This window comes from Nocardia carnea (assembly GCF_029868855.1).
Classification (GTDB): domain Bacteria; phylum Actinomycetota; class Actinomycetes; order Mycobacteriales; family Mycobacteriaceae; genus Nocardia; species Nocardia carnea_A.
In genome coordinates this window covers 25396-38048 of the sequence record NZ_JARWOV010000078.1, presented here as the reverse complement: position 1 = coordinate 38048, position 12653 = coordinate 25396, and the positions used below count along the sequence as shown (strand labels likewise).

The window sequence follows — 12653 nt, the reverse complement described above, 5'->3', positions numbered from 1 at the left end:
CACCGGGTCGCTGGCGGCCCGATAGCGGGGGGGGCCCACCCCGATATCGGGGTGGGCCGTCCGCGAAAGGGGCGGGCTGTAATTTCGGAGCCGCTCCAGCTCCGCGGCACGGGCACCGGGACGCTATCAGCCCGAATGTCGGGTGGGCCCGTCCGTGGAGGGGCGGGCTGTAATTTCGGAGCCGCTCCGCGGCTCGCGGGTGGGGCCCTATTAACCCCTGGTCTTCACTCCTCCGCTCCTCCGCTTCGCTCCCCCGCTCCGTCGCTCCAGACCAGGGGCGGGCCCCACCCATGGGGGTGAACTCGCCGAATCAGTGTCGGCAGTCGCCGAAATACGGCTAGGCGAGGGCGGGCTGCTGCACCGGCAGATGGTAGGAGTGACCGGCCGGGGACGAATGTGCCCGGTCACTGTGGGAGTTGTGCGTGGCGATGGCCGCGCCCGCACCGATGATCAGGGTCAGCAGTACAGCGGCGATCGCCACGTAGAGCAGGGGCGAGCGTGAGGAGTTGATCCTCGCAAAGGGTGACACGGTCACGGGACGATAACGAAGGTCGGGGGCCACGACAACCGCAACGAACCGACCCACCGGTCCTGCGGCCGTCCGCAGCTGCCGAGACCCAGCTAGACGAAACGGCGCGCGAGAAACTGTGAGGTAAATCACCCTCCCGCCAATGGGGGTTTCAGGCGGTGAGGCCGTACACCCGGCGCGCGTTCGCCGTGCTGATCTCCGCCAGTTCCACCGGATCCTGCGCCCGCAATTCCGCTACCGCCCGCACGGTGTAGGGCAGGCAATACGGCTCGTTCGGGGCACCCCGATACGGATGCGGAGTCAGATACGGCGCATCGGTTTCGACCAGCAACTGATCATCCGGCACCACCTTCACCGCCTCCCGCAGTTCGTGCGCGTTCTTGAAACTCGCGCTCCCCGAGAAGCTCAGGATGTACCCCTCGGCCACACAGGACAGCGCCATATTCGCGTCCGAGGAAAAACAGTGGAAGATCACCGTCTCCGGCGCGCCTTCGTCGAGCAGCACGGTCAGCAGATCGTGATCGGCTTCCCGGTTGTGGATCATCAGTGGTTTGCCGATCCGCTTGGCCAGGTCGATATGCCAGCGGAAGCCCTCGATCTGCGTTTCGATATCGGCGCAGCCGTCGAGTTTTCCCGGCCAGTAGTAGTCGAGCCCGGTCTCCCCGACTGCCACCACCCGCGGATCGGCCGCCAGCTTCTCGAGCTCCGCCCGGGCGGCGTCGTCGAGCGCGTTCGCCCGGGTCGGATGCAGTGCGACCGCCGCGTACACCCGATCGTCCCAGTGCGCGGCAGCCACGGCCCAGCGGGCGGCGGCCAGATCGTCGGCGACGGTCACCACCCGGCCCACCCCCACCCCGGCAGCCCGATCCACCATCTCCGCGACCGAGGCCGCATCGGTGGCCCCACAGGCATCGAGATGGGTATGGGCATCCACCAGCGGTACCAGCGGTTCGGGCAGCGGCGGCGCGGGACGGCGGGCACTCATCGGAGGGCCGCCGATCGCCGGCCGGCCGAGTTCACAGCTCGGTGAGACTTTCGCACGGATTCACGAAGGAGCACGGTCCTCACAGTAGAGTCCTCCACCACGTCCCGACACGACACCTCACGCAGCGACGCCAACCCCGGCCCGCGCACCCCGACAGACACAGCCGGAAACTCCGGCACGGAGCCACCCGCCGGTGCGCTGCCACTGCGCGGACGCCCGGCATCGGCGCGGAGCACCGACGTCGCAGAGCCAGGAGCCGGAATCGGCTTCCCGCCCGTGAACCGGGGCCAGTACCCTCTGATGCCATGAACACGCAGTCGAGTCGGGTTCACACCGGTCCTCATGATGGAATCAAGGCACCATGAGCGCAGTCGACCGCCCCGCCTTCTATATCACCACGGCCATCGCGTACCCGAACGGTGCGCCGCATATCGGGCATGCCTACGAGTACATCTCCACCGATGCGCTCGCCCGGTTCAAGCGGCTCGACGGGTACGAGGTGTTCTTCCTGACAGGAACCGACGAGCACGGTCAGAAGATGCAGCAGACCGCCGCCGCGGAGAACGTTCCGGTGGAAGAGCTGGCCGCGCGCAACTCCGATGTGTTCGAGCGGATGGACAAATCCCTCGAAATCTCCTTCGACCGGTTCATCCGCACCACCGACGCCGACCATCAGCGCGCCAGTATCGCGATCTGGCAGCGCATGCTCGACAACGGCGATATCTACCTGGACAACTACTCCGGCTGGTACTCGGTACGCGACGAGGCGTTCTACACCGAGGAGGAGACCACGCTGCTCGACGACGGCAGCCGCATCTCCACCGAGACCAAAACCCCGGTGACCTGGACCGAGGAATCCAACTTCTTCTTCCGGCTCTCGGCCTACCAGGACAAACTGCTCGCGCTCTACGACGAGCACCCCGAATTCATCGCCCCGGCGACCCGGCGCAACGAGATCGTCAGCTACGTCAAGGCCGGCCTCAAGGATCTGTCGATCTCCCGGACCACCTTCGACTGGGGTGTTCCGGTACCGGGCCACCCCGATCACGTCATGTACGTCTGGGTGGACGCGCTCACCAACTACCTCACCGGCGTCGGGTTCCCGGAAACCGATTCCACTGCCTTCGGCAAGTTCTGGCCGGCCGATGTGCACATCATCGGCAAGGACATCACCCGCTTCCACACCGTGTACTGGCCCGCCTTCCTGATGTCGGCCGGTATCGAACTGCCGAAACGCGTATTCGTGCACGGGTTCCTGTACAACAAGGGCGAGAAGATGTCGAAATCGGTCGGCAATGTGGTCGACCCGCTGGAACTCGTCGACACCTACGGCCTCGATGCCGTGCGATTCTTCCTGCTCCGCGAAATCTCCTACGGCCAGGACGGCAGTTACAGCCACGAGGCGATCGTGTCCCGGATCAACGCCGATCTGGCCAACGAGTTCGGCAACCTGGTGCAGCGCAGCCTGACCATGGTCGCCAAGAACTGCGGCGCAGTAGTACCCACCCCGGGTGAGTTCACTGCCGACGATCAGGCCCTGCTCGACCGCGCGAATGGCCTGCTGGAACGCTGCCGGGCCGAGTTCGACGTCCAGCAGATGCACCTGGCGCTGGAACAGATCTGGCTCACCCTCGGCGAAACCAATCGCTACTTCACCGCCCAGGCGCCGTGGACGCTGCGCAAATCCGGTACCGAGGAAGACCTCGCCCGGATGGCGACCGTTCTCTACGTCACCCTCGAGGTGATCCGCATCGTCGCCATCCTGACCCAGCCGGCGATCCCGGGTTCGGCAGCCAAGATCCTCGACCTGCTCGCCCAGCCGCGCCGCGATTTCGCCGATATCGCCACCCCCCTGGTCCCCGGTGTCCCGCTGCCCGCCCCGGAACCCGTGTTCCCGCGCTACGTGGAGCCCAAGACCGACGAGTGATCTCCTGGGCGCCGCTCCGGCGAGTACCTACGCCGTATCTCCGGCGTAGGTACTCGGAGGCCGGGCGTGGCGGCCGGACCGTCGGCGAGGTTTCGCGCGCCGGACGTCGGGGACAGCACCGGTCGCCGCCACCGATCCCGTACCGAGGTGCCTGCCGCACTCACTCGACGGCAGCGCGGCGGGCGGCCAGCACGGCATCGTAGAGTTCGCGCCGCGACACCCCCGCGATCTCGGCTATCTCCGCGCTGGCGTCCTTGAGCCGCAGCCCGGCGGCGGCGCGTTCCTCGACCTGCGCGACCAGATCCTCCGGTTCGGCGACGGTTGCGCTCGCGCCCTCCAGAACCACCGTGATCTCGCCGCGCGCACCGCCGGCCGCCCACTCCGCGAGTTCGGCCAGCGTGCCGCGTACGACCTCTTCGTAGGTCTTGGTGAGTTCCCGGCACACCGCGGCCCGGCGGTCGCCGCCGAGGATTTCGACGGCATCGGCCAGGCATTCGGCCAATCGGTGCGGAGCCTCGAAGAACACGCAGGCCCGCCGCTCGGAAACCAAAGTGCCCAGCCATTCCTTGCGCCGCCCGGACTTACGCGGCGCGAACCCGTCGAAACAGAACCGGTCGACCGGCAGCGCGGACAGGGCGAGCGCCGTCGTCACCGCCGAGGGACCGGGCAGGCAGGTCACCGGAAGGTTCCGTTCGGCGCAGGCGGCCACCAGTCGATACCCCGGGTCGCTCACCGACGGCATCCCGGCATCCGTCACCAGCAGCACGGTCCGGCCGGCGGCGATCTCCTCCAGCAGCGCGGGAACCTTCGCCGACTCCACATGGTCGTAGAAACTGACCACCCGCCCCCGGATCTCCACACCGAGCGCATCCGCGAGTGACCGAGTACGCCGGGTGTCCTCCGCCGCGACGATATCGGCGGACCCCAAGGCCTCCCGCAACCGTGCGGAGGCGTCCCCGATCTGCCCCAGCGGGGTCGCCGCCAGAACCAGTCCGCCCTGTGTCACCACACTCCTACCCGGCCCAGCGGATCCGGGCCTGCTGTGTTTATTTTGCGGCGCCTGCGGCGCCGCGGGTTTCGGCCCCCCTGAGATCCCTGCTTTCCGCACTCGACACTCGTGCCTGCGGCGCATCGCATCGAGCACGGAAAGCAGGGACGGGCCGAAACCTTTCAGGGCCTCGCCGGACTCGGCACTGCCGCTGGTTACGTCGGTTCTCCTGGGGCCGAAACCGGAGGCACGGTCCCGAGCCCTGTGCACATCGGCACCCGGCACGCTAGTCCATGTTGTGCGGTCGGAGTGCGCGTTCCCGACGCCGCGGGGCACAAGTCCCGACGGCCGGCAACAGTCTGGAACGTATCAGGCGTCCGAGCTGCGCTGCCGCCTGCCTCACCCGATTCGGCGTAAGGCGGACCTGCCGGGATCTCGCTGTCCGCTCCGGCTCGCCGAGCCGAGCCGAGCCGAGCCGAGCCGAGGAGGATCGTTAACGGTCGCACGAACTCGACTCCGATGGACGCGCCACCAAGTGCTGCAGCGCATCCGCAGCCGTCCATGGCGCGCCGGACCGGGGGCGGATCGGGCCATCTGCCGGCCCGCCGCCCTGATTCGATCCCGTCGGCGATCGCCCGGCCGGGGTTCGGTGGAAGGCGAAGCCTATGGCGAGAAGGCCGTCGGCAGATTCTCTCCGGTCCACCGTCAGGCCTTAGCTGTTCGGGTGCTGGAGGCGACCGGTTCGGGCGTGTGGCGTCGCGCGGTGGGTACCCCCATAGACTCGGGGCCGTGAATCAGCTGACCGACTCGCGCCCGAGCGCGTCCTGGCGGCCGCCGCGTACCTGGTCGAGCCCGGCGCCGCTGCGGCCCGCACCGGATTTCGGTCCCACCGATACCGTGCGCGGCTGGGTGGTCAGCCTGTTCCTGACGGTGATCGCGGCGGTTACGCGGTTCACCATGCTCAACTACCCCACCGATGCGGGCACCCCGGTGTTCGACGAGAAGCACTACGCGCCCCAGGGGTGGCAGATACTGACCGGCGGTATCGAGGACAACCCCGGTTATGGGCTGGTGGTGCATCCACCGGTGGGCAAGCAGATGATCGCCCTCGGTGAGGCACTGTTCGGTTACAACGGCTGGGGGTGGCGGTTCACCGCGGCACTGGTCGGCACCCTGCTGGTGCTGCTGGTGATCCGGATCGTCCGGCGGATGACCCGGTCCACGCTGCTGGGCGCGTTCGCCGGCATCCTGCTGATCGCGGACGGGGCCACCTTCGTCTCATCGCGCATCGGCATGCTCGACATCTTCATCACCTTCTTCGTCACCGCCGCCTTCGGCTGTCTGATGGTCGACCGCGATCAGGTCCGGGCACGACTGGCCCGCACCGACGCCGAGGGCCGGATCGCGGAAACCCCGTGGGGTCCGCGGCTGGGCGTGCGCTGGTGGCGGTTCGGCGCCGGAGTCCTGCTCGGGCTCGCGTGCGGAACCAAATGGTCGGGCCTGTACTTCATCGCCGCCTTCGGCCTGATGAGTGTGTTGTTCGATCTGTCCGCGCGCCGCGCCTACGGTGTGCGCAAACCGCTGTTCGGGACGGCGGTCCGCGATATCGGACCGGCGCTGTACGCGCTGGTCGTGATACCGCTGGGCGTCTACCTCGCCGGTTACGCCGCCTGGTTCCGCGAAGAAACCGCGGTCTATCGCTATATGGCCGGCAATCCGTCGGCTCCCGAGGACGGTATCGGCACAGGCGGTTTCTGGTCGCACCTGTTTCCCGACGCCCTGCGTTCGCTGTGGTACTTCCACTCCCGCACCCTCGGATTCCACGCCGAACTCACCAACTCTGCGGGCAATCATCATCCGTGGGAATCCAAACCGTGGACATGGCCGATGGGCCTGCGTCCGATGCTCTACTACTACGCCGACGACGGGGTCACCGGCTGCGGACAGAGCGAATGCGTGAAGGCTGTCATGCTGATCGGGACCCCGGCGCTGTGGTGGGTCGCGCTGCCCGTGCTGGCCTGGGGACTGTGGCGCTGGGTGGTGCGCCGCGACTGGCGTTACGCGGCCGTACTCACCGGATACGGTGCGGCGCTGCTGCCCTGGTTCCTGACCTTGGACCGGCAAATGTACTACTTCTACGCGGTCACCCTGGCCCCGTTCCTGGTGATGGCGGTGGCCTTGGTCTTCGGCGATGTACTCGGCACCGCACGGCGACGTGCTGCCCGCATTCCGGGTGGCACCGGCCCGTTCCTTCCGGCCGAACCCAGCGAACGACACAGTCTCGGGCTGCTCGCGATATGCCTGTATCTCGCCCTGGTGATCGCGAATTTCATCTGGTTGTGGCCGATCCTCACGGCCCTGCCCATCACCACCGGCAACTGGCAGGACCACCTCTGGCTACCCAGTTGGCGATGAGACAGGCACGGAGTCAAGCGATCAAAGCGGTTTTCACGTAGTGCAGCGCGGCCGTGTCGTCCAAGCCGAGCCGGCGGACCGTCGCCACGTATTCCGCGGCGGCTCGGCCGGCGGCGTCGGCAGTGGGATCGCCGGATGAGGCGATGAAGGTACCCAGCCGGCCGCGGGTCTCCAGGACGCCGTCCTGTTCGAGTTCCCGATAGGCCCGGGCCACGGTGTTGGGGGCCAGGCCCAGCTGCGCCGCGAGCGCGCGCACCGTCGGAATCTTGGTTCCCGCGACGAGTTCACCCGCCCGGACCCGGGCGATAACGGCCAGCCGTAGTTGTTCGTAGGGTGGGACGCCCGAATCGTGCGACACCGTGATCTCGAACATGGGTCCGTTCTTACCGCATCCGGCCGCTTCTCATACGCTATCCCGGGCAAGTGGGCAGGAAAGGCAGCGTGGGCCGCCGCGCCCCGAGCCCAACTCCGAGCCGGGTATGCGCAGCACCTCGATACCGGCGTCCTCGAGCCGGGCATTGGTCATCTCGTTGCGTTCGTAGGCGACCACCACGCCGGGCCCCAGGGCGAGCGTGTTGTTCCCGTCGTCCCACTGTTCGCGTTCGGCGGTGACCCCGTCCGTTCCGGTGTCGATCACCCGGAGTTTGCCGATTCCCATCGCCGCCGCGGCGGCGGGCAGGAAGGGTTCGGGGCCGGTGACCACGCAGCTGCCGGTATCGCCGGCGCGGCGGATCGTGTACGCGGTGAGGGTTTCCCGCACCCCGGGATACATCACCACCGCATCCGTATCGACCATGGTGCATACGGTGTCGAGGTGCATGGTGGCGCGGTTCTGCGCGATCGGCACCACCAGAACGGTGTGCGCGAGCCCGTCGTCGAACAGGCTGCGGGCCAGTGCTTCCGCACCGGCCGGGGTGGTGCGCTCACCGACACCCACGGCCACGACCCCGGCTCCCAGCAACAGCACATCACCGCCTTCGATGGGCGCGGTATGCGATTCGTAGGCCCGCCGGACCCCGAGGAATCGCGGATGGAAGGCGTAGATCAGATCGGTCAGCGAGGTTTCCCGCGCGCGGGCGGGCAGCGCCAGTGCGGTGATCGCGACCTTGGGCCCCACCCAGAACGAAGAGTCTCGGGTGAACAGCAGATTCGGTAGCGGGTCGATGACGAAATCGCCGCCGTGGTGCATGCGGCGGACGAGGGAAGTGTCGTCGGCGGCGAAGGGCAGCTCGTCGAAGGTCATACCGGCCATCAGGATTCGGGCGAGGTCGGGCGCGGGCACGCCACGCAGCTGGGCGGCCAGTTCGGCGGCCAGTGAATGGCCGAGGCGGCGCGCGTGGACGGCCGCCGAGATGCCCTGGATCCGCGCGGCCCCGCTGACCGCGAGGGTTTCGGCGAGCAGGTCGGCGAGGAGCAGTACCTCTACGCCGCGGTCGCGCAGGACGGCGGCGAAGGTGTCGTGTTCCTGCTGGGCGCGCTCGACCCAGGGGATGGCGTCGAAGAGCAGCTGATCGTTGTTGCGCGGGGTGAGCCGGCGCAGTTCGTCGCCGGGCCGGTGCAGCAGTACCGCGCGCAGGTTGCCGACTTCGCTGGTCACCCCATAGGTAGGGGCCGGGTGGTTCGTGTCCCGTTGCCGGGTATCGGATGCGGCATCTGATCCCATGTCCCGACAGTAATGCGCGTGGCGCTCGACGGCATATGCGCTCCCGCCGGGTTCGCGGCATATTTGCCCCGGATTCCGCCCACAACGCCAGCAACCCTGAAGTATGGTTGAGGATGACGGAGGAGGGCGGATGCCGACAGCGGATTGGAAAACCAAAGAACTGACCCCGGGGCAGCTCTCCGAGCGTAGCGGAGTGGCGGTGTCCGCGTTGCACTTCTACGAACGCGAAGGTCTTATCTCCAGCCGCCGGACCAGCGGAAATCAACGCCGCTACACCCGGGAGACCTTGCGCCGGGTGGCCTTCATCCGCATCTCCCAGCGGGTCGGTATCCCATTGAGCGAAATCCGCGATGCCCTGGACCGTTTGCCGGAGGGTCGCACGCCCACGCGGCGCGACTGGGAAACCCTGTCCACCGCTTGGCGGACCGACCTGGACGAGCGGATAACTCAGCTGGTCCGGCTACGGGACAACCTCACCGGATGCATCGGCTGCGGCTGCCTGTCGCTGGGTAGCTGCAAACTGGTCAACGAGTACGACCGGCTCGGCGCCGAGGGCCCCGGTGCCCGTGTCCTCGATGTTCATCTGAACTGCCCGGATTCGGGCCCGTGCGACCCCGGAGACTCGCTCAGTGCGCTGCCGGAGCGTCCGGATCCGGCGTGCTCTCCACCGCCCGATCCCGATTCACCGACTGTTTCAGCGTGCTGAACTGGCGATTGGCCTGCCGCATCAGCAATTCGTAGGGGAAGGCGAACTTCCGCTTCCACCAGTAGCCGAATCGGATATCGAACGAGCTGTACACCAGGAAGCGGTTGCGCTCGATACCCTTCAGGATCGCCGCGGCGACCTTCTCCGGCGGTACGGCATGCCGGGTGAACAGCGAGGTCACCCGCTGCACCCGAGGATTCTCCTTGTCCACGCCCACCAGGTCGAAGGTCCGCACCAGCGGCGTCGCCACCGCGCCCGGCGTCACCAGATGCACCGTGATCCCGTGCTCGGCGAGTTCGAACCGCAATACCTCCGACAAACCGCGCAGGCCGTACTTGCTGGCGCTGTAGGCGGCATGCCACGGAAGTGCCAGCAGCCCCGCCGCGGAGGAGACATTCACCAGCGCGCCCGACTGCCCCGACCGCACCATCGGCGGCACGAAACGTTCGATGACATTGATCGGCCCGAGCAGATTGATATCGATCATCCGGCGCCAATGCCGGATCTCCAGACTGTCGACGGTCCCCCAGACGGAGGTTCCGGCCACGTTCATCACCACGTCCATGCTGCCGAAACCCTCGTGCACGGCGGCGGAGAACTCGGCGACGGCGTCGTAGTCGGAGATGTCCAGCGCTCGTGAGGTGAGCACTGTTCCACCGGCGCGCTCGATCTCGTCGACCGTCGCGGCCAGCCCGTCGGCGTCGATATCGGTGAGCACCAGCCGCGCACCGCGGGCGGCAGCCGCCAGCGCGGTCGCCTTCCCGATACCGCTGGCGGCACCCGTGACCAGTGTTTTCGCGCCCTGTACCGATTTCCTGCGGTTGACCCGCCCCATGCCGACTCCCGATCTACGACTGCGCTGTCGGCAGCAGCGTACCGAGCCGAGGCCCCGGTGGCACGGCGGGTCACCGGCTTCGGCAACCCGCCCGCGGTCACAGATCCCAGGGGTCCAGCCCGAACTCGGGCAATGTGTGGTCCAGATTGGACAGTCGCTTCAGCGAGGCCGCCAGTTGGTCGCGGCGCGCGGCGGTAGGCGCGTCGGAGTAGGCGCGGGCGGCGGCCAGATGTTCGGTGGCCAGCTGGTGAGCGATGGCAGTACGCGTGTTCCGGCCGACCATGTTCCACTCGTCCGGATCGATATTCGCGCGCAAGGCCCGGTCGGAATCCCAGTGCTGCTGAACCCGGGCGATGAATGCGTGGTCGAGCTGCTCACGGGGGTCGGGGGCGAGTGTGTGGCGGGCGAGACTGTCGGCATCGCTGACAGCCTGAGCGGCAAATGCCATTTCCGCGTCCGTCCCGACGTGGTTGAGCACCGCGTTACCCGACGCGACGGCCTTCTGCAACGGCGGGAACCCATAGGGATTGCGGAATCGGGTGTCGTTACGGGTCTGCCGAGCCCGCATATGGTGATGGACTCGCTCGTGGCTCGCCCCGGCATCCAGCAGTACCGCTGGCAGCATATCGGCCGGCACCCGGTTGTTCTCGAGATACTTCAGCGCCCGGTTCAGACCGAGCTCGGTTTCGATACCGCCCCATTCGTCGGCTTCCTGGCGTGCCAGCAGGCGCCAGTTCTGCCGGCCCAGAGCGCGCCATTGATGCGATTCCAACCGGCTTGCCGCCGTAGCGGCATTCACCCGATCGCTACGCATTCTGCCGATGGCCAGCGGACTCAGCGGATTCAGCGTGCGACCGAGCAGCCAGGCAGTCAACGGTGAGGCGTTGACGGTGTTCAGCGCGGCCAGGCTCGCGAGTGTTCCCATCCCGGAACCACCGCCCGAACCTTTACCGCCGCCGCCGGTGCCGCCGATCCCGAGCGCGCTTCCACCGGAGCCCGCGGGAGCACCCTGGACGGCGAGGGCAAACCGGTTGGCAGCCCACGCCGAACCACGCGTGAGGCTCTTCGACAATCGGCCCAGCTGGAATATGGCGACGATTTCCACGACCGCGGCGATTACGATCACGGCGACCACCTGACCCCGGGCCTGCTGGAAGATATTTCCCAGCAGCAACAGGTAGATACCGACGAAGACGGTGTATGCGCACATCCGGGCTGCCGCGATGCCCGAATTCACCAGGTTTCGCACCAGGAAGGTCTGAGTCGGACCGTAGACGAAACCACCGGCGACGAACCCGAACACCGCCATGAACGCCTGGTAGATGGCGTCGAGCGCCGCCCGCATGAGCCGGAAGGAGAGCACAACAGCGAACAACAGCAGCACGGCCGCCGACGCCAGTAGCACCAGCCCGGTACCCAACTGGCCCACACGCGGATGAGCCGAGGTGACCGCAGCGGTGTCGCCGCAGGCGCCGAGTGCGCGCTGGGTCCGTTGGGTATCACCGGCCGTCATCCCCGCCGACCACGCTTGCGCACAGGCCGATCGGTCGTCGACGATATGCCCGAAATTCCACACCTGCACCGGACGGCGCGCGAAATTATCGGCCATATCGCCTTGCAGAGTGCTCAACACCAGATCCGGATTCCGGGTGTCCGACCCGTTGAGGCCGGCGGCGACCGCCACACCCAGGTCACGCCCCCGCGCCAGCAGACCGTCCGAGCCCAGGGCACCGGCCAGCGGGGCCGCCAGGAAGAGCGGACCCAACACCGCCACGATCAGCATCGTCAGTGTCTGGACAACAGCCCTGCTGTAGAAGCCGCGCACCACGAACCACGCCACGAAAAACGCCCCGATACTCGCGGCGGTGATCAGGACAGCGGGCGTGGCGAGCCGGTCGGCGAAAGCGTTCGCCGCCCCCTGCAGGGCGTCGGCGAACAGATCGAGCCAGGCAAAACTGAGTGCGTAACCGATGAACCAGATCGCCGTGGTCACGATGACCATATATCCGACGAATTCCAGACCGATCAGTGTCCAGACCACCGTTGCACCCGGATCGACGAGACCGCCACTCTCGCTGACGAAGGTGTAGTCGGCGAGATGCACGCCGGCCGAATCCCGGATATTCATCCAGGCGACGCCGTCCATCCGGCTCGGCACCGGCCCACCCGACCCGTCCTGGGCCATCGCGACCGCGCCCAGCCCGCCCGGGAAAACGGTGAGCATCACTACCAGGACGAGGCCGGAGAAAAGACGGCGCCGGCGCTGCCCCGCCCATGCTGCCGGGAGTCCACGGCCACCGAGAATACGCACTGTAGCCGCTCCGCTACGACGCCGCGGTTGTCGTGTGTTCGGGTTTCGCGGGTGGCACCCGCCGGCCTGCTCTGCCGATCATGTCGGCATTGGTAATGACGCGGAATGAAGTCCAGCTGAACTGACAGTGGCGTATCGTGCCGACCACGGTGAATTACGAAACAATATCGCGTGACGTACCCAGCGTTGAGAATAACGCTAGAATGCGCCGAAATTCCTGGCCAGAACGTTTTCCGAAATTCGGCCGGTGAGTTACCGGCCAATTGCCGAGAACCGGCCGGTCTGCAAGTTTCG

10 protein-coding genes are annotated in these 12653 nt (G+C 67.2%); 3 read left to right on the top strand and 7 right to left on the bottom strand.

Translation table 11 applies throughout. From position 1 onward, the window contains the following. Positions 1–337: 337 nt before the first annotated feature. On the bottom strand, positions 338–529 hold the full coding sequence (locus tag QH195_RS07165; RefSeq protein ID WP_280434791.1) for a hypothetical protein: 192 nt from the start codon (positions 527–529) through the stop codon (positions 338–340). A gap of 151 nt (positions 530–680) precedes the next feature. Continuing rightward, positions 681–1514, bottom strand: coding sequence for a TatD family hydrolase (locus QH195_RS07160; protein ID WP_280434790.1), 834 nt, complete (start codon positions 1512–1514; stop codon positions 681–683). Between the two features lie 361 nt (positions 1515–1875). On the opposite strand from QH195_RS07160, the gene metG reads away from it, so the two are divergent. Then, entirely contained in the window at positions 1876–3441 is a 1566-nt protein-coding gene (gene metG / locus QH195_RS07155) for a methionine--tRNA ligase (protein ID WP_280434789.1), read from the top strand. A 160-nt stretch (positions 3442–3601) separates the two neighbouring features. Here the strand turns inward: metG and rsmI are convergent, their stop codons facing one another. Then, positions 3602–4447 carry a 16S rRNA (cytidine(1402)-2'-O)-methyltransferase gene (gene rsmI / locus QH195_RS07150; protein WP_280419779.1) on the bottom strand — a complete coding sequence of 282 codons (846 nt, stop codon included), beginning with the start codon at positions 4445–4447 and terminating at the stop codon, positions 3602–3604. 771 nt (positions 4448–5218) lie between these two features. Here rsmI and QH195_RS07145 point away from each other — a divergent pair. Further along, a complete protein-coding gene (locus tag QH195_RS07145; RefSeq protein ID WP_280434788.1) occupies positions 5219–6844 on the top strand; it encodes a dolichyl-phosphate-mannose--protein mannosyltransferase in 1626 nt (541 codons plus the stop codon). Between the two features lie 13 nt (positions 6845–6857). Here QH195_RS07145 and QH195_RS07140 read toward each other — a convergent pair whose 3' ends face one another. Next, complete coding sequence (locus tag QH195_RS07140; protein ID WP_280425412.1) at positions 6858–7217, bottom strand: GntR family transcriptional regulator; 360 nt, start codon at positions 7215–7217, stop codon at positions 6858–6860. 30 nt (positions 7218–7247) lie between these two features. Next, the gene (arcA, locus tag QH195_RS07135; protein WP_280434787.1) at positions 7248–8507 is read right to left on the bottom strand and encodes an arginine deiminase; all 1260 of its coding nucleotides are present in this window, start codon (positions 8505–8507) and stop codon (positions 7248–7250) included. A 130-nt stretch (positions 8508–8637) separates the two neighbouring features. Between arcA and soxR the strand changes: the two genes are divergently transcribed. Next, a complete protein-coding gene (gene soxR, locus QH195_RS07130) occupies positions 8638–9213 on the top strand; it encodes a redox-sensitive transcriptional activator SoxR (RefSeq protein WP_280434786.1) in 576 nt (191 codons plus the stop codon). On the opposite strand, the gene QH195_RS07125 is transcribed toward soxR, so the two are convergent. Beyond that, complete coding sequence (locus QH195_RS07125) at positions 9134–10048, bottom strand: SDR family oxidoreductase (protein ID WP_280434785.1); 915 nt, start codon at positions 10046–10048, stop codon at positions 9134–9136. The genes soxR and QH195_RS07125 overlap by 80 nt on opposite strands. A gap of 97 nt (positions 10049–10145) precedes the next feature. Then, complete coding sequence (locus QH195_RS07120) at positions 10146–12359, bottom strand: hypothetical protein (protein ID WP_280434784.1); 2214 nt, start codon at positions 12357–12359, stop codon at positions 10146–10148. Positions 12360–12653 lie beyond the last annotated feature (294 nt).